This window comes from Pseudomonas sp. PDM04, assembly GCF_014851765.1.
Taxonomy (GTDB): Bacteria; Pseudomonadota; Gammaproteobacteria; order Pseudomonadales; family Pseudomonadaceae; genus Aquipseudomonas.
The window spans coordinates 866,288-891,349 of record NZ_JACVAI010000002.1; the positions used below are offsets into that span (position 1 = coordinate 866,288).

The following is a 25,062-nucleotide window of genomic DNA, read 5'->3' on the forward strand; positions in this document are numbered from 1 at the left end:
ATGGCTTCTGCTATCTCTATGGCATAACAAGAATAAAAAGCAGCAAACCAATAAAAATAAGACGAAACGACTCTGACATAACAAGAACAACACGGCAGAGACGCAGCTAACAGATTTTTTTGGAGAAGGTGTGCTTTTCAGGGTGCTTCTCGGAGTCACCCGCAACCGGGCAGAGAACAATAAAACTACCTTCAGGTAGCTCCCGAACTGGTTGGATCGCTCAGCGAAAAAGCAGATCAGCGCTCAAAAAAATACGTTTGCTCTTGATCCCGGATGGGGATCGCCAAAAACAGCGGTAAAGGGTAACGGTTACCAAAAACAAGAACAGACCGCCCCTCAATAATAAAAAAAGAGCACGCGCAACGAAAATTAAAGGGGAGCCTCGGCTCCCCTTTGTGCTGCCTGCGATCCAGCTTTTTCTCGATCAGTCAGTGGGAGCGAGCCTGCTCGCGAAAGCGATAGACCGGTCAACTTTCATTGCCAACCGATACACCGTCTTCGCGGGCAGGCTCGCTCCCACCGGAGGATTGTCAGGCCTGGTTGATGCGCAGCTCCTCGATGCTGATCTCGCGCATCCGGAACTTCTGGATCTTGCCGGTCACGGTCATCGGGAATTCCTCGACGAACTTGAAGTAGCGTGGCGTCTTGAAGTGCGCAATGCGCTCCTTGCACCAGGCCTGCAGCTCCTGCTCGGTGGCGCTGTGACCGGGGTGGAACTTGATCCAGGCGACGATTTCCTCGCCGTAGCGCGAGCACGGGATGCCGATCACTTGCACGTCGGCCACCGCCGGGTGGGTGAAGAAGAACTCCTCCAGCTCCCGTGGGTAAATGTTTTCACCGCCACGGATGATCATGTCCTTGTTGCGTCCGGCAATGCACACATACCCTTCGTCGTTCATGCTCGCCAGGTCACCGGTGTGCATCCAGCCCGCCTGGTCGATCGCCTGCGCGGTGCCTTCGGGATTGTTCCAGTAGCCAAGCATCACGCTGTAGCCACGCGTGCAGAGCTCGCCAATGGTGCCACGGGGCACCAGGTTGCCCGCCTCGTCGATGATCTTGCTCTCCAGTTGCGGCTGAGTGCGGCCGACCGTGGTCACCCGTAACTCCAGATCGTCTGATGGACCGGTCTGCATCGACACCGGACTGGTTTCGGTCATGCCATAGGCGATCTGCACTTCGCTCATGTGCATTTCACCGATGACCCGGCGCATGACTTCGATCGGGCAGGTGGCGCCGGCCATGATCCCGGTGCGCAGGGTGGAGAGGTCGAACTCGGCGCGCCGGGGCTGATCAAGCATCGCGATGAACATGGTCGGCACGCCGTACAGCGCCGTGGCGTTTTCTTCGGCAACGGTGGTCAGGGTCAACAACGGGTCGAAGGCATCGTTGGGGTAAATCATGGTGCTGCCGTGGGTAATGCAGCCGAGGTTCCCCATGACCATGCCGAAACAGTGATACAGCGGCACCGGGATCACCAACCGATCTTGAGCGGTCAGGCCCAGGCTCTCACCGACCATGTAGCCATTGTTGAGAATGTTGTAATGACTGAGGGTCGCACCCTTGGGAAAGCCGGTGGTGCCGGAGGTGTACTGGATGTTCACGGGCTGATCGAAATGCAGGCTGTCCTGACGCTCGCGCAGTTGTTCGGCGGAGACACCGGCGGCCAGATCAGTCAGCTGCGACCAGGGCAGGAAACCCGATGGCGCCTGCGAATCGAGGCTGATCACGCCGCGCAGGTCCGGCAGTCGTTCGCTCTGCAACTGGCCGATGGATTGCTCCGCCAGCTCCGGCACCAGCCCCTGGAGCATGCCGTGATAGTTGGACGTCTTGAAGGCGCCTGCGCAGACCAGCCATTGGGAGCCTGACTGCTTCAACACGTATTCGAGTTCCGAGCTGCGATAAGCCGGGTTGATGTTGACAAGAATCACGCCGATCTTCGCACTGGCGAACTGAATGATGCACCACTGTGCACAGTTGGGCGCCCAGATACCCAGGCGGTCACCGGCCTGCAGGCCCAACGCCAGCAGTGCCCGGGCATGCAGGTCCACCGTGTCGGACAGTTGCCGCCAGGAATATCGCAGCTGTTGATGGCGCACCACCAGCGCCTCCCCGTCCGGGTACCGCGCCACGGTGTTGTCGAACGCCTGCCCGATGGTCATCGCCAGCAAGGCTTTATCCTGGGAACCACGGGTGTAACTGCGCTGCGGACCTGCACTGGGTTGATCCATGACGACCCCTATTGTCTTTATTGGTGGGTTGTTATCTATCTTGAACTGGCCCTACTGTCGCTCAAGTTGACGTTAACGTAAAGGGTGATTGACAGCCATTCGTCACAGGCTTACGTTAACGTAAAGGTGAGAGCCCTGTCAGTGCCTCCCCAACCTACAAAAAAGCCAAAAGGTGACCCATGCGCTATCCATCCCTGAACTTTGCCCTCGGCGAAACCATCGACATGCTGCGCGACCAGGTTCAAGCCTTTGTCGGGGACGAGATCGCCCCACGCGCTGCTCAGATCGACATCGATAACCTGTTCCCCGCCGATCTGTGGCGCAAATTCGGCGACATGGGCCTGCTGGGCATCACCGTTGCGGAAGAGTACGGCGGTGCTGGTCTGGGTTACCTGGCGCACGTGGTGGCCATGGAAGAAATCAGCCGCGGCTCGGCCTCGGTCGCCCTGTCCTACGGCGCCCACTCCAACCTCTGCGTCAACCAGATCAACCGCAACGGCAATCACGAACAGAAGAGCAAATACCTGCCGAAGCTGATCAGCGGCGAGCACATCGGCGCCCTGGCCATGAGCGAACCCAACGCCGGTTCCGACGTGGTGTCGATGAAATTGCGCGCCGACAAGCGCGGCGATCACTATGTCCTCAACGGCAGCAAGACCTGGATCACCAACGGCCCCGACGCCAACACCTACGTGATCTACGCCAAGACTGACCTGGAAAAGGGCCCTCACGGCATCACCGCCTTCATCGTCGAGCGCGACTGGAAAGGCTTCAGCCGCAGCAACAAGTTCGACAAGCTCGGCATGCGCGGTTCGAACACTTGCGAACTGTTTTTCGATGACGTCGAAGTCCCGGAAGAAAACATCCTCGGCGTGCTCAATGGCGGCGTGAAAGTGTTGATGAGCGGCCTCGACTATGAGCGTGTGGTGCTCTCTGGCGGCCCGACCGGGATCATGCAGGCTTGCATGGACCTGATCGTGCCGTACATCCACGACCGCAAGCAGTTCGGCCAGAGCATCGGCGAATTCCAGCTGATCCAGGGCAAGGTCGCCGACATGTACACCCAGCTCAATGCCAGCCGTGCCTATCTGTACGCCGTCGCGCAAGCCTGCGAGCGCGGCGAAACCACGCGCAAGGACGCTGCCGGGGTGATTCTCTACAGCGCCGAACGCGCCACGCAAATGGCCCTCGACGCGATCCAGATTCTCGGTGGCAACGGCTACATCAACGAATTCCCGGCCGGACGTCTGTTGCGTGACGCCAAGCTGTATGAAATCGGTGCGGGCACCAGCGAGATCCGCCGCATGTTGATCGGTCGCGAACTGTTCAACGAAACCCGCTGAGACGGAGCTGCCCATGGCTATCCTGCACACCCAGCTCAACCCTCGCTCGGCGGAGTTCGCCACCAACAGCGCGGCCATGCTCAAACAGGTCGACGCCCTGCATACCCTGCTCGCACAGGTGCAGCAAGGTGGCGGCCCGAAGGCGCAAGAACGCCACACCTCCCGGGGCAAACTGCTGCCCCGCGAGCGCATCAATCGGCTCCTGGACCCGGGTTCTCCATTTCTCGAGATCAGCCAGCTGGCAGCCTACGAAGTGTATGGCGAAGACGTACCGGCCGCCGGCGTGATTGCCGGGATCGGCCGCGTGGAAGGCGTCGAATGCATGATCGTCGCCAACGATGCCACGGTGAAAGGCGGCTCGTATTACCCGCTGACCGTGAAAAAGCACCTGCGCGCCCAGACCATCGCCCAGCAGAATCGTCTGCCGTGCATCTACCTGGTGGATTCGGGCGGCGCCAACCTGCCGCGTCAGGATGAAGTGTTTCCGGACCGTGAGCATTTCGGGCGAATCTTCTTCAACCAGGCCAACATGAGCGCCCTGGGCATTCCGCAAATCGCGGTGGTGATGGGCTCGTGCACCGCCGGCGGCGCCTATGTCCCCGCGATGGCCGACGAAGCGATCATGGTCCGCGAGCAGGCGACCATTTTCCTCGCCGGCCCGCCGCTGGTGAAAGCCGCGACCGGTGAAGTGGTCAGCGCCGAGGACCTGGGTGGCGCCGATGTGCATTGCAAGATTTCCGGGGTCGCCGACCATTACGCCGAGAGCGACGAACACGCACTGGCCATCGCCCGACGCAGCATCGCCAATCTCAACTGGCGCAAGCTCGGTGAAGTGCAGCAACGCACGCCGATCGCCCCGCTCTACAGCAGCGACGAACTGTACGGTGTGGTATCGGCCGACGCCAAGCAACCGTTCGACGTGCGCGAAGTGATCGCGCGGCTGGTGGACGGCTCGGTGTTCGACGAGTTCAAGGCCCTGTTCGGGACCACCCTGGTCTGCGGCTTTGCCCACCTGCACGGTTATCCGATCGCGATCCTCGCCAACAACGGCATCCTCTTCGCCGAGGCCGCGCAGAAAGGTGCGCACTTCATCGAACTGGCCTGTCAGCGCGGCATCCCGCTGCTGTTCCTGCAAAACATCACCGGTTTCATGGTCGGCCAGAAGTACGAGGCCGGCGGCATCGCCAAACACGGCGCCAAACTGGTGACAGCCGTGGCGTGCGCCAAGGTGCCGAAATTCACCGTGATCATCGGTGGCAGTTTCGGTGCGGGCAACTACGGCATGTGCGGGCGGGCTTACGACCCGCGTTTCCTGTGGATGTGGCCGAATGCCCGTATCGGCGTGATGGGTGCCGAACAGGCCGCCGGCGTACTGGTGCAGGTCAAGCGCGAGCAGGCCGAACGCAGTGGCCAGGGCTTCAGCGCCGAGCAGGAAGCCGAGATCAAGCAACCGATCCTCGACCAGTACGAAGAGCAGGGTCACCCCTACTACTCCAGCGCTCGCTTGTGGGACGACGGTGTCATAGACCCGGCGCAGACCCGCGATGTGCTGGCCCTGGCCCTGTCCGCATCACTGAACGCGCCAATCGAACCGAGCCGCTTCGGCGTGTTCCGGATGTGATCCTTTTTGTGGCAGCGGGCTTGCTCGCGAAGAACGGTAAAGCGGTGTATCGGAAAAACCGCAGTGAAGCCTTCGCGAGCGAACCGCTCCCACGAAGACCGTGGAGAACGGAAGAATATGAGCGACTTCAACACCCTTGAGCTGCAGACCGATCCGCGTGGTTTTGCCACGCTGTGGCTCAGCCGCGAAGACAAGAACAATGCGTTCAACGCCGAGATGATCCGTGAACTGATCCTGGCGCTGGACAAGGTGTCGGCCGATCCCAACCTGCGCTTCCTGCTGGTGCGCGGACGCGGCAGGCATTTCAGCGCCGGTGCGGACCTGGCCTGGATGCAGCAATCTGCCGAACTCGACTACCACACCAACCTCGACGACGCCCGGGAACTGGCGGAGTTGATGTACAACCTGGCCAAACTGAAAATCCCGACCCTGGCCGTGGTGCAAGGCGCGGCGTTCGGCGGCGCGCTGGGCCTGATCAGTTGCTGCGACATGGCCATCGGCGCCGACGACGCGCAGTTCTGCCTGTCGGAAGTGCGCATCGGCCTGGCACCGGCGGTGATCAGCCCGTTCGTGGTGCAAGCCATCGGCGAGCGCGCTGCACGGCGTTACGCCTTGACCGCCGAGCGCTTCGGCGGGCAGCGAGCGCGGGAAATCGGCCTGTTGTCCGAGAGCTATCCCATCGTGGAGCTGGAACAGAACGTCGAACAGTGGATCGACAACCTGCTGCTCAACAGCCCGGCCGCCATGCGCGCCAGCAAGGACTTGCTGCGTGAAGTCGGCAACGGTGCACTGACCCCGGCGCTGCGCCGCTACACCGAAAATGCCATCGCCCGCATCCGCGTCAGCCCAGAAGGCCAGGAAGGCTTGCGCGCCTTTCTGCAAAAACGTCCGCCGAACTGGCAGGCCGAAACCACTCCCAAGGAGCCGCGTTGATGAGCGCACCTGTCATTACCTCTCTGCTGGTGGCCAACCGTGGCGAAATTGCCTGCCGGGTGATGCGCACCGCCAAGGCCCTGGGCCTGACGACCGTAGCCGTGCACAGCGCCACCGACCGTGACGCCCGGCACAGCCGCGAAGCGGATATCCGGGTCGATCTGGGCGGCAGCAAGGCCGCCGACAGCTATCTGCAAATCGATAAACTGATCGCCGCCGCCAAGGTCAGCGGCGCCCAGGCCATCCACCCCGGCTATGGCTTTCTGTCCGAGAACGCCGGCTTCGCCCGTGCGATCGAGGCCGCCGGCCTGATCTTCCTCGGCCCGCCCGCCTCGGCCATCGATGCGATGGGCAGCAAGTCGGCAGCCAAGGCCCTGATGGAAACCGCCGGCGTGCCGTTGGTGCCCGGGTATCACGGCGAAGCCCAGGACCTCGACACCTTTCGCGAGGCGTGCGAACGCATCGGCTACCCGGTGCTGCTCAAGGCCACGGCAGGCGGCGGTGGCAAAGGCATGAAAGTGGTCGAGGACGTCAGCCAACTGGCCGAAGCCCTGGCCTCGGCCCAGCGTGAAGCGCAATCCTCGTTTGGCGATTCGCGGATGCTGGTCGAGAAGTACCTGCTCAAACCGCGCCACGTGGAAATCCAGATCTTCGCCGACCAGCACGGCCACTGCCTGTACCTGAATGAACGCGACTGCTCGATTCAGCGCCGACACCAGAAAGTCGTCGAAGAGGCCCCCGCCCCGGGTCTCAACCCGCAGCTGCGGCGAGCCATGGGCGAAGCGGCCGTGCGTTCGGCGCAGGCCATCGGCTATGTCGGTGCCGGCACCGTGGAGTTTCTGCTGGATGCGCGCGGCGAGTTTTTCTTCATGGAGATGAACACGCGCCTGCAAGTCGAACACCCGGTCACCGAAGCCATCACCGGCCTCGACCTGGTGGCCTGGCAGATCCGGGTCGCCCGTGGCGAAGCGCTGCCGATCACCCAGGATCAGGTGCCGTTGAACGGGCACGCCATCGAGGTGCGCCTGTACGCCGAAGATCCGGGCAATGATTTCCTGCCGGCCACCGGGCGCCTGGCCTTGTATCGCGAATCCGCCGAGGGTCCGGGGCGACGCGTCGACAGTGGTGTCGAAGAAGGTGACGAGGTTTCGCCGTTCTACGACCCCATGCTCGGCAAGCTGATCGCCTGGGGCGAAGATCGCGAACAGGCGCGGTTGCGCCTGCTGAGCATGCTCGACGAGTTCGCGATTGGCGGGCTCAAGACCAACATCAACTTCCTGCGCCGCATCATCGGCCATCCTGCGTTTGCGGCGGCCGAGCTGGACACCGGGTTTATACCGCGTTACCAGGAACAACTGCTGCCTGCCCCATCGAGTCTCAGCGACGCATTCTGGCGAACGGCGGCGCAGGCCTTTGCACAAAGTCAGCCTGGCACCACCCGCGCAGATGACCTGAACTCCCCGTGGAGCATCGGTAACGGTTTGCGCTCCGGCCTGCCGGCCGAGATCACCCTGCACCTGAGTTGCGAAGGCCAGGACCGGGCCCTGACATTGTCCGATGGCGGCTCGATGCAGCTCGAGGGCGAACAACTGTCGATCGAGCAAAACGGCGTCCGCCGCCAGCACCGGGCGATCCGCCGGGACGGTGTGGTGTATTTGCAGTGGGAAGGCGAGCTGCGTCGCATCGAGGCCTACGACCCGATCAGCGCGGTCGAAGCCAGTCACAGCCATCAGGGCGGGCTGACGGCACCGATGAACGGCAGCATCGTGCGGGTGCTGGTGGAGGCCGGGCAAACGGTCGAAGCCGGCGCACAACTGGTGGTGCTGGAAGCGATGAAGATGGAGCACAGCATTCGTGCGCCACACGCCGGGGTCATCAAGGCGCTGTATTGCCAGGAAGGCGAGATGGTCGGCGAAGGCAGCGCACTGGTTGAACTTGAACAAGCCTGAGATGAAGCACGGTCCTGCGCCCTGCGCGGACCGTCAGAATTTGGCCGTGGCCTGAACCACCACACCGATGATGTGGCACGCATCGGTGTACAGGGCTTTGGGATACGTCGGATTGAGCGGGACCAGGTAACGCTGCCCGCCCTCTTCGATCAACTTGCGAAAGGTCGCCTCGGTGCTGTCCGACCATTGCGCGATCACCAGTTTACCGGGTTCCGGGACAATGGCCGGGTCCACCAGGATCATCATGCCCTCGGCGACACTGACGCCAGAGGGTGCGGTCATCGCATCACCCACCACCTGCAACCAGAACGCCGCGCCCTGCGCGTGATAGTCGGTGAGTTCGAATCGCCCCTTGTCATAAGCCGTCGGCGCGCTTTCGCGAACCTCGCAGGTTTTGCGCCAGTCGCTGACCGGGTAACGGAAATACGGGTTGTATTTTCGCACCAGGTCGTGGCTTTCCAGCGTCGACGCGTCGGGCTCGCGAATGACCAGCGCCACCTCAAGAAAATCCATGCCGAGTGCCTTCAACACGCGGTTCATGTCATCGATCCCGGGCTGGCGACGTTTGTTCAGCCAATGACCGATGCCGCCCTGGGACATCCCGAGGCGCTCGGCGAGTATCTCTTGAGTGACGTTGAGTTCACTCATCTTGGCCTTGACCAACTCAATCCATTTATCCATGTGCGGCAAGATACGTCGGGGCCTGAATCCGTCAAAACACAAGTTGTAGTATTTAAATTCTAGTGACAAATACAGATTGTACTAACATCAGATGACGGATTTGAGTCAATCACGGAGCTTGCCAACACCATGAACATCCCCAATAAAGAACGGCCCGATCTGCCCATCGACACTTCCCTCACCTCTCCCCAAGGTTCGGCCGCCGCACAGCGGGCACTGGACTACTACTTGAAACCAACTGTGTCCGGAGAAGTGCTTGAAGAGCGTTTCTTTGATGTGAACCGCAATGTCAGCAGCGAGGAAGCCCTGGTACGGGCGTCGGACCTGCTGCGCTGCGCCGCCGCCACCGCGAACGAGTCGGCAAGTCATTTGCTGGGGTCTCATCGGGATCTGGCGTTTTCCACGGTGCACATGATCGACATGGCCAAGGCGCTGCTGGATCGATCACTGGACGGGATTGAGCAGGGATAAGGCAGGAGGGCGTCCTGGAAGGCGCGGAAAAGAAATTTCCGATCGCGCAGATAAAATCGTTTGACTTGCAAACGAGAATGATTATTATTGCATTCAGCTGGTCGCGAGATCAGTCGATTGTCCAAGTGACCTTAGGTCGGTCTCCTGGACTATCTCCTCATCAGGCTAATCACGGTTTTTGACCCGGCTTTTTGCCGGGTCTTTTTTTTGCCAGTTATTCTGGCTTGACCTTCAGGCTAATGAAGTCTTTGGGTGCTGCAAATTCGATGGCGCGGATAATATCAAAAGAATATCTGTTGGCAAGAGAAGCCCGGCAGCATTGGGCAAAACTAACCGCAAATAGCACTTGAGAATCAATCTCATAATCTCTAAGCTGCTTGCGCGTCAAGGAAGACGCCCCCCGCTCCTCCCCTGCAATTTCCCCCGGTGTTTCCCTCCCCAGCGTGTAAAGTATCAGCCATAAAAATCATATTCAGGAACCGATATGACCGTGGCCAAATCCTCTTTCACTATCACTTCGAACTTCGACAGCGGCAACATTGAAGTACTGGACATCAGCAATCCGCTACAAGCACTGCTGGCCATCAAGCCAGACACCCGCAGCCCGCACTTCCAGTGGTTTCACTTCAAGGCCAGTGGCCTGCACGTCGGCCAGGAGCACTGGTTCCGCCTGAGCAACGCCAGCAAATCGTCCTACAACAAGGCCTGGACCGGGTATCAGGCGGTGGCCTCCTACGATCACGTCAACTGGTTCCGGGTACCGACCATTTTCGAAGGCGACGCCCTGCGCTTCAGCCTCGAGGCCACAGCCACGCATGCCTGGTTTGCTTACTTCGAACCCTACAGCCGTGGCCGCCATGACTGGCTGATCGAGCAGGCGCTGACCAAGGCCGGCACCGAACTGCTGGCCACCGGCAAGAGTGTCGAAGGGCGCGACATTCAGCTTCTGCGCAAAGGCACGGGTGCCGAAGGTCGGCGCAAGGTGTGGATCATTGCCCAGCAACACCCCGGCGAACACATGGCCGAGTGGTTCATGGAAGGTGTGATCGAACGCCTGGAACAGCATGACGATCCAGTATTGAACACACTGCTGGCCAGCGCTGACCTTTACCTGGTGCCGAACATGAACCCGGACGGCGCCTTCCACGGTCACCTGCGTACCAACGCCATGGGCCAGGACCTCAACCGTGCCTGGCAGAATGCGAGCCAGGAGATCAGCCCGGAAGTGTTCTTCGTCCAGCAGCAGATGGAAAAGTACGGCGTCGACCTGTTTATCGACGTTCACGGTGACGAGGAAATCCCCCACGTGTTCACCGCCGCTTGCGAAGGCAATCCGGGTTACACGCCGCGCATCGAAAAACTCGAGGAGCATTTCCGCAACCACCTGAAGCACACCACCAAGGACTTTCAGACCAAGTACGGCTACGTGCGCGACGAACCGGGCAAAGCCAACATGACCCTGGCCTGTAACGCCGTTGGCCAGAAATACGACTGCCTGTCCCTGACCCTGGAAATGCCCTTCAAGGATCACGACGACCACCCGAACCCGGTAACGGGTTGGTCGGGCAAGCGTTCGAAGCAGTTGGGCAAGGATGTGTTGACCACGGTGGCGGATATGGTCGATAGCCTGCGCTGATCGTTTCCTGATACAGCAGATCGCCGCCTCCGTCCGAAGGCGGCGATCTTTTTTCAAGCACCACTACCCGCGATCTCTCCCCCGCAACATGCTGTCCAGCACGTCATCACGTCGCACCCAACCATGAAACAACGCCGCCGCCAGGTGCAGCAGCACCGTCAGAAACAGCAGGTACGCCAGGTACCCGTGCGCCTTGCGCAGGAACGCGAACACCCGGGCATCGGCCGGTACGATCGAGGGTAACTGCAACGCGCTGCCAAGCATCACCGGCTCGCCCGATGCCGAAATCATTGCCCAACCCAGCAACGGCAACACCAGCATCAAGGCGTACAGCAAGACATGTGAAGCCTTGGCCGCCAATGCCTGCCAAACGGGCAAGTCCGCCGGCAGTGGCGGTTGCCGGGTGGAAAAACGCACCCCCAGACGCACGATCGCCAGCAGCAGGATGGCGACCCCCAGCGGCTTGTGCAGGTGGATCAGCCACTCGTGGCGCTGCGATACCGAGGCAACCATGCCGGCGCCGATGAACAGCATGGCGATGATCATCAGCGCCATCAGCCAGTGCAGCAACCGCGCCAGCGGGGCGAAGTGGTTCGGTTGGGTGCTCATTGTTGAGCCTCCTGTTTAGCGGCAGGTAATTGGCTGACTTCACTGGTGCGGCGCAGGTAGGAATTGGCGTAACCGGCTGATCGAGCGGCCAACAACGGGTCGTCGGAACCTTCGATGCCGGCAGGCAGCACCAATGGGTCATAGTTGATGTCCCGGCATTCGCCATCGAGTTGCGGTTGGGTACTTTCCAGTATCAGGGTGCCGGCATTCACCACCTTGCGCCCTTCGGGCCAGGGTTTGCTGGCATCGTTGACCGGATCGCCGGGGTCGGCCAGGGTGATCATCAACTGCCAGCGCAAGGGGCCTGCGGTGATGCGCTGAACCAGGTCCTTCTCGAGGAAATCGCTGCCCTCGGGCGCCGTCGCTCCCGGCGCGTCCTTGGCCTGCGGCACCATGTTCCAGCGCACGGCCTGCTTTTGCCCGGTCGCATTGACCAGGTAAAACGCGTTGACGCTGTTATAGGTTTCCGTCACGTAACTGGCCGAAGGTTTCGCGGTCTTGACCCAGGCCAGAAACGGAGCGGCCTCGGGGTGCGATCCGAAGAACGCGGGCACGGCGCCAGGATCAGGCTTGCCCGTGGCGGGCAGTGGCGACAGGGCCTGCTGAAATTGATAGAACGCCTCGGGCGTGCCCACCGGGAACACCGGCATGCTGTTCATCCCCGTTCGCCATTGCTGGCCGTTGGCCTGGGTAAAACGCAACGCCAGGCTGCGGATCGGCACCGCGCCGTCCGGCGCATAAGGGCTGCCGGCCGGCAAGGCGAAACGCCCGACCACCGGGGTACGCGCCTCGTTGAAGACCTGCGCGGTGGAATAACTGCGCGCTTCGCCGCTGCTCTCGAAATGCCCGATCACACACACGCCCTTGGCGTGATTGCGGCGAAACCCGGGATGCACGCCATTGTTGGTTTCCAGCACGTTGATCAGTTTCTTCGGCGTCAGGCGCTGTGGGTCGAAGGTGCCGTTGACGTAGGCAAACGCCCCGGCCACAGCGCCGACGACCACGGCGATAGCCGCCAGGCGCAGCGTCAGGCTGGCGGCACTCAAGGGCGGCCGGGTGGGCGGTGATGAGCGATCTACCATGAAAGACTCCAGGGCCAGCGGCCATGAGTGGAAAGAAACAGCCAGACGCACCGCACAGCGATTTATTCCATCGCCCGGTGTTTATTTCTTCGGGCGTGGAATAACCTCGACTGCCGGGCGTCTCCCTAGTCCACAGCGTAGTGACTAGCCAGAACTTGATGAACGATATCGACGAACAACTGCGAGAAATCATTCCCAGATTGCGAAGGTTTGCCCTGTCGTTGACGCGCAATGCCAGCAGCGCCGACGACCTGGTGCAGTCGTGCCTGGAGCGCGCCTTGTCGAGTTGGGGCGACAAACGTGCCGAAGGCGATTTGCGCGCCTGGCTGTTTGCGATCCTGTATCGGCAGTTTCTCGATGCGCACCGGCGCTCGCGGCGTTATGCGCGGATGCTCGAGTTCTTTACCGGGCGCGACGACAGCCAACCGTCGGCGGAGCGCACGGTGCTCGCCCAATCGACCCTGCAGGCGTTCGACCAGCTCAGTGCCGAACAGCGCGCCCTGCTGCTCTGGGTGTCGGTGGAGGGCATGAGCTACAAGGAGGTCGCCGCGATCCTCGACGTTCCCACCGGCACCGTCATGTCGCGCCTGTCCCGTGCCCGCCAGGCGCTGCGCCAGCTCAGCGACGGCGAAATCACCCGCCCTTCCCTGCGGAGACTCAAATGATCAGCATGCCCCCTAGCGAGCGCGACCTGCACGCGTATGTCGACCACCAACTCGATGCAGACGACCGTCGCCGGGTGGAGACTTTTCTGGCCGGCAACCCGTCGCTGTCGGCCCAGGTGCGCGCCTGGCAACAGGACGCCCAACAACTGCGTGCCGGCCTGGGCGGCGCCTTGCAGCAAGCGGCCAACCCGGCACTCGACCCGGCGCTGATTCGCCAGCGCCTCAAGCGCCAGTCGCGCCGTCACCTGGCCAGCGCGGCCGTGCTGCTGATCGCCGTGGGCATGGGCGGTTTCAGCGGCTGGAAAGCCCGGGAAATGACCCTGCTCAGCGCGGCGCAGCCGATGGCCGATGCGATGCAGGCGTATCGACTGTTTGCCCAGCAAGGCATGTTGCCGGCCGACTACAAGGTCAGCGACAACGGCGATATGCAGGGCTGGCTCGACCGCTACTTCACCCAGGCCAATCGCCTGCCCGACCTGTCCCGAGCAGGCTTCACGCCAGTCAGCGGACGCCTGCTCAGCACCGAACAGGGGCCGGCGGCGATGGTGGTTTACGAAGATGGCAGCGCGAATAAAATCAGTTTCTACGTGCGCCCGCCGGGACCGAGGAACTTCCTGCTGCCTCGGGGCAGCCGCAGTGATGGCGAGTTGCAGGCCGAGTACTGGTCCGGAGGTGGCTACAACTACGCAATGGTCAGCCCGAACGATACCCCGGCGGCGCAGATGCTCAGGCAGACGGTGAAGTTCTGAACCCACCCCGCTCCCCCAGGGTTCGTGGAACATTTGGAAGAGGTCATCATCCCTGCCCGAACACTTGGGAGGGCCGGCGCAGCAGCGGATCGAACGGGTTGATCCGTGGCCCGATCAGCGCCGCCTCGCGCTTGAGCATGTCGACCACTGTCGGCAAACGATCCGGGCCCAGCCGGTCACTGATCGTGGCGACACTCAGCGCCGCCACCGCCCGACCTTCGCGATCCAGGATCGGCACGGCCAACCCGGCCATGCCCTGCAGCACACCGGTGTTGCGTCCGGCATAGCCCAGGGCTCGTACGTTCTCGACTTCCGAACGCAGGAACACTTCGTCGTACAGGTGAAAGTCCTTGAGCCGTGGCAGGTTGTAGCGGATCACCGTGTCCCGCTCCTCCTCCGGCAGGAACGCCAGGATCGCCAGGCTGCCCTGGCCCACCCCCAATGCCACTCGCCCGCCGATGTCGCCGGTAAACGTTCGAATCGGAAACGGCCCCTCGCTGCGGTCCAGGCAGATCGCATCGAAACCACTGCGCGCCAGCAGGAACAACGAATCCCCCAGCGAAGCGGAAAGCCGCAGCAGCGATGGACGCACCAGTTCGCGCAGGTTGCCGGTATTGCCCGCCCGGGCCGCCAACGCAAAGAACTCCAGGCTCAGGCGATAACGCTTGCTGCGCGCGTCCTGCTCGACCATGCCCTCGTCCAGCAGGCTGCGCAGCAAGCGATGCGTGGTCGGTTGCGACAAACCGATGCGCTGGGCCAGTTGCGTTACCCGCTCCCCACCCTCGACGGTGTCGCCGAGGGTGCGCAACACCGCGAACAGCCTTGAGACAGCACCGACACCGACTTCATTTTTGTTTTCATTCCGATCAGCGGAATCAGTCATGTCATTTCTCGATTATTAATTTATTCATTGAATGAAACTGAAAATAGTCATCACTTCAGTGAAATTGGCCATTGAGCCCATCCTATTCTTCGTCCTACTCTGCGTCCATACAGGGGCGATTCGAACAACAGCGGCAGCCGACTCAAGTCGAGCGCCAACGCACCCCGCAAGACCTTTCGTATCTGCCCATACAAAAAAGCGCGTCCCCCGGCCGCGCATAACAATCTCAGGTGGAGCGCAGTTATGGCTTTCGTGCAACTTGAAGGACTTGGCAAACGCTACGGCGAGATCGACGCCGTGGTCGCCACCGATCTCTCGGTCGAAAAAGGCGAATTCGTCTCCCTGCTCGGCCCCTCCGGCTGCGGCAAGACCACCACCCTGCAAATGATCGCCGGCTTCGTCGAAGTCACCAGCGGGCGCATTCTGCTCGACGGACGCGACATCACCCACGCCAAACCCGCCAGCCGTGGCCTGGGCGTGGTGTTCCAGAGTTACGCGCTGTTCCCGCACATGACCGTCAAGGACAACGTCGCCTTCGGCCTGCGCATGCGCAAGGTGGCCAATGGCGAATTGCAGCAGCGCGTGGAACGGGTGCTCAAGCTGGTGCGCCTGGATCGCCATGCCGAACGCTACCCACGGGAATTGTCCGGCGGGCAACGCCAGCGCGTGGCACTGGCTCGGGCGCTGGTCATCGAACCGCCGGTGCTGCTGCTCGACGAACCGCTGTCCAACCTCGATGCCAACCTGCGCGAAGAGATGCAATTCGAAATCCGCCGCATCCAGCGCGAAGTCGGGATCACCACCCTGATGGTCACTCACGACCAGTCCGAGGCGCTGTCCATCAGCGACCGCGTGGTGGTGATGCAGGCGGGGCGCATCACCCAGATCGATGCGCCTTACACCCTCTACGAACACCCGCGCACCGAGTTCATTTCCGGCTTCGTCGGCAAGGCCAACCTGCTGCCCGGCGAGCGTGACAGCGCGGGCGTGGTGCAGGTGCGCGCGGGCGGCGAACTGACCCTCAGCCTGCGCCCGGAAAAGATCGACCTGCGCGAAGCAGGGCTTGGCCGTGTCCAGGGTCGCCTCGTCAGTCGCTTCTTCCTTGGCAGCCAATGGCTATACGGTGTCTCCACCGACCTGGGCGAACTCTGCGTGGTGCGCCGCAACGACGGCTCGGCGCCGATGAGCGAAGGCACGGCGGTCGGCCTGGACTGGGACAGCGCGCTGTTGCGGGTGCTGAGCGTCGACGAGGTGTCGGCATGAGCACCCTCGCCGCGCTACGCCAGGGCCGCCAGGGCTACCTGTTGTCGGCACCGGCGCTGACGTTGTACGTCTGTCTGCTGGTCATCCCGCTGCTGTTGACCCTGGTGCTGTCGTTCAATGTGTTCGACTACGGTACGGGGATCAACAGCGACGCCTACACCCTCGACCATTACAGCAGCCTGCTGGGCGATCCGTATTTCTACGAGATCTTCCTGCGCACATTCTGGATCAGTGCCCTGACCACCCTGCTGTGCGTGCTGATCGGCGTGCCCGAGGCGTACATCCTCAGCCGCATGGGTGCGCCCTGGCGCTCCATTTTCCTGGTGTTGATCCTCACCCCGTTGCTGATTTCGGTGGTGGTGCGCGCCTTCGGCTGGAGCCTGCTGCTCGGCGCCGACGGCCTGGTCAACCAGACCCTGCAAGCCCTCGGCGGCTCGCCGGTGAAACTGCTCTACACCCCATTCGCGGTGGTGATCGCGCTGGTTCACGTGATGCTGCCGTTCATGATCATTCCGGTCTGGACGTCCCTGCAAAAGCTCGACCCCGCCGCCGAACAGGCCGCGCTGTCGCTGGGGGCCAGCCACTTCACGGTGATTCGCAAAGTGGTGCTGCCGCAGATCATGCCCGGCGTGCTCTCCGGCACCCTGATCGTCTTCGGCCTGGCCGCCAGCTCGTTCGCGATCCCCGGTTTGCTCGGCGGGCGCCGGATCAAGATGGTCGCCACGCTGATCTACGACCAGTACCTGTCGGAGCTCAACTGGCCGATGGGCGCGGCGATCGCCGTCGCGCTGCTGCTGCTCAACCTGCTGATCATGCTGTCGTGGAACCGGATGATCGAAGGCCGCTACAAGAAGTCATTGGGATAACTCGTCATGTCCAAGAACGGTCCTTTCGCCCTGCTGTTCCATGCCCTGGTGGTGCTGTTCATGCTCGCGCCACTGGTGGTGGTGTGCCTGGTGGCCTTCACCCCGGAAAACACCCTGAGCCTGCCGACCACGGAATTTTCCCTGCGCTGGTTCCGCGCCGTGTTCGAGCGCGCCGACTTCATCGACGCGTTCTACAACAGCCTGATCCTGGCGTTCAGCGCCGCCAGCCTGGCGACGGTGGTCGCGGTGCCGGCAGCCCTGGCGATCACCCGTTTCGAATTTCCCGGCCGGGACTTTTTCAACGGATTGTTCCTCTCGCCGATCATCATTCCGCACCTGGTGCTGGGGGTTGCCCTGCTCCGTCTGTTCGCACTGATGGGCGTCAACGGCAGCTTCGCCTGGCTGATCTTTGCCCATGTGCTGGTGATCACTCCCTATGTGTTGCGCCTGGTATTGGCCTCGGCCATCGGCCTGGACCGCAGCGCCGAGCACGCCGCGCAATCGCTGGGGGCCGGACGCTTCACGCTGTTCCGCCAGATCACCCTGCCGATGATTCTGCCGGGGGTTGCCGGTGGCTGGCTGTTGGCGTTCATCAACAGCTTCGACGAGGTCACGCTGTCGATCTTCGTCACCTCCCCGGCCACTCAAACCCTGCCGGTGCGGATGTACGTGTACGCCACCGAATCCATCGATCCGATGATGGCGGCGGTGTCGGCCCTGGTGATCGCGCTGACCGCGCTGACCATGATTCTGCTTGATCGGGTCTATGGCCTGGATCGGGTTCTGGTGGGTAAACAATGAGGGCGCCATGGCTCTGCTGAAACGACTGGCCGAGGGCGACCGCCCGGCCGTGAACTTTACCCTCGACGGCCAACCGGCCAGCGGCCTGCTCGGCGACACCGTGCTGACGGCGGTGCTGACCTGCAGCGAACACCTGCGCGGCAGCGACTTCAGCGCCGAACCCCGCGCCGGGTTCTGCCTGATGGGCGCGTGCCAGGACTGCTGGGTCCGCCTGGGCGACGGCCGCCGCGTGCGCGCCTGCTCGACCTTGCTGGAAGCGGACGAACACATCAGCCGCGAACCGGGGCGTGCCCTATGAACACCTCAATCGACCGCCCCGACGTCATCGCGAACAGGCTCGCCGCCATAGGGAGATGGGTATGAGTCCTGTCGTGATCGTTGGTGCCGGCCCTGCCGGCATTCGTGCCGCGCAGACGCTGGTGGCCCATGGTGTGCGCCCGGTGTTGCTCGATGAAGCGGCGCGCGGCGGCGGGCAGATCTATCGGCGTCAGCCGGCCAACTTCAAGCGTTCGGCCGTCAAGCTCTACGGCTTTGAAGCACGCAAGGCCACTGCGCTGCACCAGACCCTCGATGCCTTGCGCGAACAGCTCGACTATCGCCCCGACACCCTGGTGTGGAACGCCGAGGACAGCGCGCTCGATACCCTGCACGAGGGCCGTGCCGCACGCCTGGCGTTCTCCCGGGTGATCGTCGCCACCGGTGCCACCGACCGGGTATTGCCGGTGCCGGGCTGGACCCTGCCGGGCGTGTACAGCCTCGGCGCTGCGCAAATCGCCCTGAAATTCCAGGGTTGCGCCATCGGTGAACGCGTGGCGTTCGCCGGCAGCGGCCCCTTGCTGTACCTGGTGGCCTATCAATACGCCAAGGCCGGGGCGAAGGTCGTCGCGGTACTCGACAGCGCCCCGTTCAGCGCCCAGGCCCGTGCCCTGCCCGGCCTGCTGGCGCAACCGGCCACCCTGGCCAAAGGCATTTATTACCGCAGTTGGTTGACGGCACATGGCATCCCGGTCCACCAGGGTGCGACCCTGAAACAGATCGAAGGCGAACACCGGGTGCAGTCGCTGAACTGGTCCGATGCCCGCAGCGAACATCACCTGGAGTGCGACGCCGTGGCGTTTGCCCACGGCCTGCGCAGCGAAACCCAGCTCGCCGATCTGCTCGGTTGCGCCTTCGCCTGGAACCCGCTCAACCGTGCCTGGCTGCCGCAACGCGACAGTGCCGGACGCAGCAGTGTCAACGAGGTTTACCTGGCCGGTGACGGCGCCGGCATCATGGGCGCCGATGCGGCGGAAATGGCGGGGGAACGGGCAGCTCTGGCCCTGCTCGAAGACAGCGGTTTTCTCATCCAGCCGCAGCGCGGCGTGCAACTGGAACAGGCCCTGGGTCGCATCGACCGCTTCCGCCACGGTCTGGAACGCGCCTTCGTGTTCCCCGAGGACTGGGCAGCCGAGACCGCCGACAATGTGATGATCTGCCGTTGCGAAGAAGTGCGCGCCGGTGACATCCGCGAGGTCGTGCGCGAAGGGCACTGGGAAATCAATCGGGTCAAGGCCCATTGCCGAGTCGGCATGGGACGCTGCCAAGGGCGCATGTGCGGTGCCGCTGCGGCGGAAATCATCGCCTGCGAAAGCCAGCGCACGGTGTCCGGGATCGGCCGGCTGCGGGCGCAGGCGCCGATCAAACCGTTGCCGTTCGGCCTGGAGCTCGAGCCATGATCGAAGTCGACGCAGTGATCATTGGCGGCGGCATTGTCGGTTCATCCGCCGCGCTGTTCCTGAGCCAGACGGGACGGCGCGTGGCCTTGCTGGAGCGGGATTTCTGCGGCTCGCATTCCAGCGGCGTGAACTATGGCGGCGTGCGTCGTCAGGGCCGGCCACTGTCGCAGTTGCCCCTGTCGCAGCGGGCGCACGAGATCTGGGGCCGCTTGCCGCAGCTGCTCGGCATCGAAGGCGAGTACCAGCGCAGCGGGCATCTGAAACTGGCGCGCAGCTTCGAGGATCTGCGCGCCTTGCACGACTACGCCGCCAGCAGCCAGGGCTTTGGCCTCGATTTGCAATTGCTCGATCGGGCGCAGTTGCGAGCGCGTTTTCCATGGGTCGGCGAGGTCGCGGTCGGTGCCTCGTTTTGCCCGGATGACGGGCACGCCAACCCGCGCCTGGTCTCCCCCGCCTTTGCCCGGGCAGCACGCCAGCACGGCGCGCAGGTCCATGAACAATGCGCGGTGAGCGCGGTGGAGCACGACGGCCAGCGCTTTCGCGTGAGCACGCAAAGCGGCCTCGAACTGCGCGCGCCCTGGCTGCTGAACTGCGCCGGCGCCTGGGCGGGAGCCCTGGCCGAACAATTCGGTGAAGCAGTGCCCATGCACGCCGGGCACCCGGCGATGCTGGTCACCGAACCCTTGCCGCTGGTGATGGACGCCAGCACCGGCGTCGAGGGCGGCGGGATCTATGCGCGCCAGGTGGCGCGTGGCAATTGCGTATTGGGCGGCGGCCAGGGCTTTGCCCTTGACGCTGCCCGCGCCCGCCCCGGTCAACACGCGGTGATCGAGATCCTGCGCCAGGCCGTCGAGCTGTATCCGTTTCTGCAAGGCGCCCAGGCCATTCGCACCTGGAGCGGCACCGAAGGTTACCTGCCCGATCGCCAACCCGTGATCGGCCACAGTGGCACCCAATCCGGCCTGTTGCATGCGTTCGGCTTTGCCGGCGCCGGCTTCCAGATCGGTCCTGCGGTGGGCCAGGCGCTCACCGAGATCATCTGCAGCGGCGCTTCAACCACGTCGCTGGATGCGTTTTCCATCACCCGGTTTCACTCCATCTCCGCAGCTTGATAGAGGAAGGTCGCGCTTATGAATAACGTCAAACGCACTGCACTGCTCGGACTTTCGTGCCTGAGCGCCCTGCTCACCGTCGCCCAGGCCCAGGCCGAACCGACGCTGTACCTGGGCATGAACGGCGGCACCATGGAACGGCTCTACGCCGACAAGGTGCTGCCGGCGTTCGAAAAAGCCAACAACGTCAAGGTGGTGATCGTACCGGGCACCTCCGCCGATATCCTGGCCAAGGTCCAGGCGAGCAAAGGCAACCCGCAGATGCACGTGATGTTCCTCGACGACGGCATCATGTACCGGGCCATCGCCATGGGCCTGTGCGACAAGCTGGAGGACAACCCGACCCTGGCGCAGATTCCGGCCAAGGGTCGCATCAAGGACCAGGCGGTGGCGGTCAGCCTCGGCGTCACCGGGTTGGCGTACAACACGCGGTTGTTCAAGGAGAAAGGCTGGGCGCCACCCACCTCGTGGATGGACATGGCCGACCCGCGCTTCAAGGACAAACTGGTGTTCCAGTCGATGGCCTCGTCGACCTTCGGCCTGCATGGATTCCTCATGTTCAACCGGATCCAGGGCGGCAGCGAAACCAACGTCGACCCGGGGTTCAAGGCCTGGCCGAACACCGTCGGGCGTAACGTGCTGGAATACATTCCCAGCTCGGCGAAGATTTCCGAGATGCTCCAGACCGACGAAGCGGCCCTGTTCCCGCTGACGCCCACCCAGGTGACGGCACTGAAACTCAAGGGCATGCAGGTCGAATACGCCCAACCGAAAGAAGGCTCGGTGGTGCTCAACGTCGCCGAGTGCGCCATTGCCAACAACACCCAGCCGGAACTGGCGCAAAAACTCGCCGCGTTCCTGCTGACCCCCGAGGCGCAAGCCGTCGCCCTGGAAGACGGCGATCAGATCCCGTCCAACCCGAACACCCCGACCACCGACAAGACTCGCGGCCAGGTGGAGGCGATGAAGCAGTACCTGGAAACAGCGATCGCGATCGACTGGGACCAGGTCAACGAACAGCGCCCGGCGTGGAACGCACGGTGGAACCGCAGTATCGAGCGCTAGTCATCGCTCCTCCATTCAGAACCCCACGTCCAGCACCACATTGTCCAGATAGGTCCCCGCGGGCGGTGTGGTCTGGTCGGTGTAGATCTTCGCGTTGTAGTTGAAGATCTGAGCGCCGACGGCCTGCCCGGTGGTGGGGTTCACCTCGGCATCCGAACTGGCTCGGCGCGCGGCCCCCACGCTGCCCCAACGGGTGGTGCCCGCCCCCTTGAAAATGTCATAGGCCAGAACGTTGCTGCCGGAGGTCATCCGCCGCCGCCCGCCCACGCTGATCGCGTTCTGTCCGTCACCCAACCCCACGGTATACGTACTGCCCTTGGTGCAGGTCAGGCTAATGGTCTGGCCGGTGACCGGAGCAAACCCACTGACCACCGGAGCACTGCCGAACGCGATGTTGGGTGTGGTGATGGTGCAGTCGTTGGAGACCGTCAGGTTGACGGTCAAGGTGGTGGTGCCGCTGTTGATGTCACGCCCCAGGCAAACGGCACCGATACCGATCCCGGAGCAGTAGTTCCAGTTCCAGAAAATGCTCAGCGTCTCGGTGTAGACCCCGGCCGCGACGTTACTGCCGATGGTGGTGCCCAGGTACAAGGGCACGGTTCTGGGTACCGTGCCGCCCAGCAGCCCCAGGGCATCGATGATGCCGTTGCGCGCGAAATCGTAGGGGGTGCCGCGGGTCAGCGGGTAACTGGTGCTGTTGTTGGCGTAGAGGGTGTAACCGATGACGTCACCCTTGGGGCCGACCAGACCGCCCTGCGTCGAAGTGACGGTGGCCCAGAAGTTATCACTGTTGGTCAACAGGCTCAGCAACGAGCCCGTGCAGCTCAAGCCGCCATTGAGCGTGGAACTGGGTTGCGAGGTGGTGCGCACGGCAATCGAACTCACCGTACCGAAGGAAGCTGGCGTCGTGCTGACCACCGAGCACAGGGCGTGGGCCGCCCCCGGCAACCACAAGGCCAGGCAGAAGACCCCACGCACGCCGATCATCGGCACACCAATGGCCCGATCAGCGGAATCTGATCCTGCTGCACATCGACAGCGAACTGCACCTGGCAGGTGCTCCCGTCCGCCAGGCTCACCCTCAGGCTGTTCTGCGCCTGGAGGTCTTCCAGGTACACCAGCCCGTCCCACCCGACCACCGTCTGCGTGCCACTCTGCTCATGCACCACGCCACTGCCCAGGGGCAGTTCCTGCTGCTGCCCATCCACCAGCACGATGCTCGCGGCGACCACCCGGTTCAATGGAAACTCCAGCAGGTAGCCGCTGCCACGGCGCACGGCGATCCGCTGCTCGACATTCGGGCTGCGCACGTTGGCCGGCAGGTTCAGCGGGTCGATTTCATACTTGCCCCGGTAATAGGCGCTGCTCCACGGCACGAGCAGGTGACCGTTGCGATCGGTCTGGCCAACCTGCTGGTTTTCGTAGCGCACCGGAATGTCGGCGTAGCCATCGGTGCTGACCACCACAAAGGCATCGTCGATGCGGTTGGCGGCGAACACCTGGCTGTCCATCCAGACCAGCGAACCGCTGGCATCGGCCCAACGGGTTTCGGCCTCGCTGGTGCCGTAGACACCGGCTTGCAACTGCACCGATTGCAGGCGCCAGGTCAGGTCGGCCTGACGATAGGCCGGCCCGTCGCCCCGGGCATAACCGAGGCTGAAACCGACCCCGCCTTCGGTGGGCACGGCGCGGCTGTAGTTGACCCGCTGCCGGGTCAGCCCGGTATTGCTGCGCTCGCTGCTGATCGCCAGGCTGCCGTTCAAGTCGAACGGAACCACCAGCTGCGCCTGCACCGCCCAGTTGCTGTCGCCGATCTCGCGGTTGGCCGACAGGTAGAAACTGCTGTTGTGCCACAGCGCTTTGCTCCACGTCAGGTTGAGCAGGCGGGTGCGCGAATCGTCGGTGGCGCGCACGTCGAAATAACCGGCACCGAGGCTGCCCCAGCGGTCGAGGTTCACGCTCAGGGTCGCCTGCTCGCTGCGCTGGCTGAGGGTGGTGAACGGACTGTCGACCACTGTCAGGTCGGCATACCGGTCGCGGCGTTGCAGGCGCTGGTAGGAAAAACTGTAGCGCTGGTTGCTGTATTGATAACCGACGCTGATTTGCTGGCCACTGTCGCCGTCGAACCGGCTCTGGCTGAGCGCGGTGTTCAACACGCCGAAGTTGCCCAGGCGCAGGTTGCCGCCCATCCCGCCGAGGGTGAGAGTGTCCGACGCTTCGGCGTGGCTTTCCAGGGTGAAATTGTCACTCAGGCCGTATCGCAAACTGCCCGAAGTCGCGCCCGGCCCATAGGAAAAATCTCGCAGGCCGTAGTCACGACGCAAGGTGCCGGCGGCCACGGAGAAGTCACTCAGGCCCTTCTGCAGCAGGCTGCTGGTGACGTAGAACGGCACGGTGGTCGAGACCTGCCGGCCCAGCGCATCGGTGGTGACCACCACCGCTTCGCCGGCGCCGTTGATGAAAGGCACATTGGTCAGCGTGTAGGGGCCGGGCTGCAGGTCGGCACTGCTGGACTTGTAGCCGTTGATGAACAGGTCGACCGACGAGGGCACCGCCGCTTCTCCGGCAAACTGCGGCAAGGGATACGTCACCAGGTCAGGGCGCACGCCGAAGTCCCGGGATACCTGGACCCCGCCCAGGCGCACCGAGCTGCTCCAGGGCAAGGCGCCACTGACCAGGTCACCGCCCTCGAAGGTCAGCAGGCGCTCATCATCGGAGTAGCGCCAGGTGGTGTCATAGCGCAGGTAGCCATTGCTCAGCGCGCTGGCCGACTGCCCCGAGAGCGTGCGCCGGTATTGCCCGGTGCTGGACAGCGTGCCCCAGCTGTCGAATAGCCGCACTTCGTTCCAGGCCGCGAGATAGGTGCCGGCATCATCGGTGTCATTGAGGTACAGGTCGTAGTTGAACAAGGCGCCGAAACTGCTCAGGGCCTGGGTGCGCGGATAGGCGTCACGGTGGCCGATGAACTGCTCCGGCAGCCAGTTGGGCGGCACGTCGAGCAGCAGCCGCTGACCCGCGCTGTCGTATTGGCTATGCAGGCCCGGCAAACGGTCGAGATCGACTTCGGCGCCGAGTGTGTCCGGCAGTTTCATGCCGGTTTCACGCAAGGCGCTGGCCGGCAGGAAGAACCGACCGTTACGTTGCTCCACCGCGACGACACGCCCGGTATTCATCTGATTGACCACCAACTCCAGGAACAACTGTGCATCGGCCACGGCCTCCATGCCGCTGGGTGGAGGCGGCAAATCACCGGCTGCGGATGAATGAGCGAACATCAGGCAACCCCAACAACCGATAGCCCGCAACGGACGCTGTAAACTGCGAGCCAGGCGCTGGCTCATTACCGTGGTACGTCCGTCAATGGACCTTGTCCTCCCTGCCCGTCACCCA

The 25,062-nt window shown here is 63.0% G+C and carries 23 protein-coding genes; 15 read left to right on the forward strand and 8 right to left on the reverse strand.

Going from position 1 to position 25,062, the window contains the following annotated elements; all coding sequences use genetic code 11:
* Nucleotides 1-530: 530 nt before the first annotated feature.
* Nucleotides 531-2,228, reverse strand: coding sequence for an AMP-binding protein (locus IB249_RS10910; RefSeq protein WP_192304407.1), 1,698 nt, complete (start codon nucleotides 2,226-2,228; stop codon nucleotides 531-533).
* A gap of 179 nt (nucleotides 2,229-2,407) precedes the next feature.
* On the opposite strand from IB249_RS10910, the gene IB249_RS10915 reads away from it, so the two are divergent.
* The 4 genes from IB249_RS10915 to IB249_RS10930 all read left to right on the forward strand — a co-directional run bounded on the left by IB249_RS10915 (nucleotide 2,408) and on the right by IB249_RS10930 (nucleotide 8,074).
* On the forward strand, nucleotides 2,408-3,571 hold the full coding sequence (locus IB249_RS10915; protein ID WP_192304409.1) for an isovaleryl-CoA dehydrogenase: 1,164 nt from the start codon (nucleotides 2,408-2,410) through the stop codon (nucleotides 3,569-3,571).
* Between the two features lie 13 nt (nucleotides 3,572-3,584).
* On the forward strand, nucleotides 3,585-5,192 hold the full coding sequence (locus tag IB249_RS10920) for a carboxyl transferase domain-containing protein (RefSeq protein ID WP_192304411.1): 1,608 nt from the start codon (nucleotides 3,585-3,587) through the stop codon (nucleotides 5,190-5,192).
* A 117-nt stretch (nucleotides 5,193-5,309) separates the two neighbouring features.
* Complete coding sequence (locus tag IB249_RS10925) at nucleotides 5,310-6,125, forward strand: gamma-carboxygeranoyl-CoA hydratase (protein ID WP_192304413.1); 816 nt, start codon at nucleotides 5,310-5,312, stop codon at nucleotides 6,123-6,125.
* On the forward strand, nucleotides 6,125-8,074 hold the full coding sequence (locus tag IB249_RS10930) for an acetyl/propionyl/methylcrotonyl-CoA carboxylase subunit alpha (protein ID WP_192304415.1): 1,950 nt from the start codon (nucleotides 6,125-6,127) through the stop codon (nucleotides 8,072-8,074). Before IB249_RS10925 ends, IB249_RS10930 begins: the two co-directional genes overlap by 1 nt.
* 33 nt (nucleotides 8,075-8,107) lie before the next feature.
* Here IB249_RS10930 and IB249_RS10935 read toward each other — a convergent pair whose 3' ends face one another.
* Complete coding sequence (locus IB249_RS10935) at nucleotides 8,108-8,755, reverse strand: LexA family protein (RefSeq protein WP_192304417.1); 648 nt, start codon at nucleotides 8,753-8,755, stop codon at nucleotides 8,108-8,110.
* Between the two features lie 129 nt (nucleotides 8,756-8,884).
* On the opposite strand from IB249_RS10935, the gene IB249_RS10940 reads away from it, so the two are divergent.
* Nucleotides 8,885-9,226 carry a DUF6124 family protein gene (locus IB249_RS10940; protein WP_192304419.1) on the forward strand — a complete coding sequence of 114 codons (342 nt, stop codon included), beginning with the start codon at nucleotides 8,885-8,887 and terminating at the stop codon, nucleotides 9,224-9,226.
* 214 nt (nucleotides 9,227-9,440) lie between these two features.
* Here IB249_RS10940 and IB249_RS10945 read toward each other — a convergent pair whose 3' ends face one another.
* Nucleotides 9,441-9,614, reverse strand: a complete 174-nt coding sequence (locus IB249_RS10945; protein WP_225606897.1) for a hypothetical protein — start codon at nucleotides 9,612-9,614, stop codon at nucleotides 9,441-9,443.
* Nucleotides 9,615-9,710: 96 nt separating this feature from the next.
* Between IB249_RS10945 and IB249_RS10950 the strand changes: the two genes are divergently transcribed.
* Nucleotides 9,711-10,862, forward strand: coding sequence for a M14-type cytosolic carboxypeptidase (locus tag IB249_RS10950; RefSeq protein ID WP_192304421.1), 1,152 nt, complete (start codon nucleotides 9,711-9,713; stop codon nucleotides 10,860-10,862).
* A 63-nt stretch (nucleotides 10,863-10,925) separates the two neighbouring features.
* Here the strand turns inward: IB249_RS10950 and IB249_RS10955 are convergent, their stop codons facing one another.
* Both IB249_RS10955 and IB249_RS10960 read right to left on the reverse strand, forming a co-directional pair.
* Entirely contained in the window at nucleotides 10,926-11,471 is a 546-nt protein-coding gene (locus tag IB249_RS10955) for a cytochrome b (RefSeq protein ID WP_192304423.1), read from the reverse strand.
* The gene (locus IB249_RS10960) at nucleotides 11,468-12,553 is read right to left on the reverse strand and encodes a catalase family peroxidase (protein WP_192304425.1); all 1,086 of its coding nucleotides are present in this window, start codon (nucleotides 12,551-12,553) and stop codon (nucleotides 11,468-11,470) included. The genes IB249_RS10955 and IB249_RS10960 overlap by 4 nt, the downstream gene beginning before the upstream one ends.
* A gap of 158 nt (nucleotides 12,554-12,711) precedes the next feature.
* Here IB249_RS10960 and IB249_RS10965 point away from each other — a divergent pair, with 158 nt between their 5' ends.
* Together IB249_RS10965 and IB249_RS10970 are read left to right on the forward strand one after the other, a co-directional pair.
* The gene (locus IB249_RS10965; protein WP_192304427.1) at nucleotides 12,712-13,218 is read left to right on the forward strand and encodes an RNA polymerase sigma factor; all 507 of its coding nucleotides are present in this window, start codon (nucleotides 12,712-12,714) and stop codon (nucleotides 13,216-13,218) included.
* Nucleotides 13,215-13,967, forward strand: coding sequence for an anti-sigma factor family protein (locus tag IB249_RS10970; protein ID WP_192304429.1), 753 nt, complete (start codon nucleotides 13,215-13,217; stop codon nucleotides 13,965-13,967). Before IB249_RS10965 ends, IB249_RS10970 begins: the two co-directional genes overlap by 4 nt.
* A 46-nt stretch (nucleotides 13,968-14,013) precedes the next feature.
* On the opposite strand, the gene IB249_RS10975 is transcribed toward IB249_RS10970, so the two are convergent.
* The gene (locus IB249_RS10975; protein WP_192304431.1) at nucleotides 14,014-14,850 is read right to left on the reverse strand and encodes an IclR family transcriptional regulator; all 837 of its coding nucleotides are present in this window, start codon (nucleotides 14,848-14,850) and stop codon (nucleotides 14,014-14,016) included.
* A 243-nt stretch (nucleotides 14,851-15,093) separates the two neighbouring features.
* Between IB249_RS10975 and IB249_RS10980 the strand changes: the two genes are divergently transcribed.
* The 7 genes from IB249_RS10980 to IB249_RS11010 all read left to right on the forward strand — a co-directional run bounded on the left by IB249_RS10980 (nucleotide 15,094) and on the right by IB249_RS11010 (nucleotide 21,672).
* Nucleotides 15,094-16,113 (forward strand): ABC transporter ATP-binding protein, encoded by a 1,020-nt coding sequence (locus IB249_RS10980; protein WP_192304434.1) that lies wholly within the window; start codon nucleotides 15,094-15,096, stop codon nucleotides 16,111-16,113.
* Nucleotides 16,110-16,979, forward strand: a complete 870-nt coding sequence (locus IB249_RS10985; protein ID WP_192304435.1) for an ABC transporter permease — start codon at nucleotides 16,110-16,112, stop codon at nucleotides 16,977-16,979. Before IB249_RS10980 ends, IB249_RS10985 begins: the two co-directional genes overlap by 4 nt.
* A 6-nt stretch (nucleotides 16,980-16,985) precedes the next feature.
* A complete protein-coding gene (locus IB249_RS10990; RefSeq protein WP_192304437.1) occupies nucleotides 16,986-17,780 on the forward strand; it encodes an ABC transporter permease in 795 nt (264 codons plus the stop codon).
* A gap of 7 nt (nucleotides 17,781-17,787) precedes the next feature.
* The gene (locus tag IB249_RS10995) at nucleotides 17,788-18,078 is read left to right on the forward strand and encodes a (2Fe-2S)-binding protein (RefSeq protein ID WP_192304439.1); all 291 of its coding nucleotides are present in this window, start codon (nucleotides 17,788-17,790) and stop codon (nucleotides 18,076-18,078) included.
* A gap of 61 nt (nucleotides 18,079-18,139) precedes the next feature.
* A complete protein-coding gene (locus IB249_RS11000) occupies nucleotides 18,140-19,495 on the forward strand; it encodes an NAD(P)/FAD-dependent oxidoreductase (RefSeq protein ID WP_192304441.1) in 1,356 nt (451 codons plus the stop codon).
* Nucleotides 19,492-20,607 (forward strand): NAD(P)/FAD-dependent oxidoreductase, encoded by a 1,116-nt coding sequence (locus IB249_RS11005; protein ID WP_192304443.1) that lies wholly within the window; start codon nucleotides 19,492-19,494, stop codon nucleotides 20,605-20,607. The genes IB249_RS11000 and IB249_RS11005 overlap by 4 nt, the downstream gene beginning before the upstream one ends.
* Before the next feature lie 18 nt (nucleotides 20,608-20,625).
* Nucleotides 20,626-21,672, forward strand: coding sequence for an ABC transporter substrate-binding protein (locus IB249_RS11010; protein WP_192304445.1), 1,047 nt, complete (start codon nucleotides 20,626-20,628; stop codon nucleotides 21,670-21,672).
* A 15-nt stretch (nucleotides 21,673-21,687) separates the two neighbouring features.
* Here IB249_RS11010 and IB249_RS11015 read toward each other — a convergent pair whose 3' ends face one another.
* Together IB249_RS11015 and IB249_RS11020 are read right to left on the reverse strand one after the other, a co-directional pair.
* Nucleotides 21,688-22,659: a spore coat protein U domain-containing protein gene (locus IB249_RS11015; protein WP_192304448.1), complete on the reverse strand. Its 972-nt coding sequence runs from the start codon at nucleotides 22,657-22,659 to the stop codon at nucleotides 21,688-21,690.
* Entirely contained in the window at nucleotides 22,656-25,013 is a 2,358-nt protein-coding gene (locus IB249_RS11020; RefSeq protein ID WP_192304450.1) for a fimbria/pilus outer membrane usher protein, read from the reverse strand. The genes IB249_RS11015 and IB249_RS11020 overlap by 4 nt, the downstream gene beginning before the upstream one ends.
* Nucleotides 25,014-25,062 lie beyond the last annotated feature (49 nt).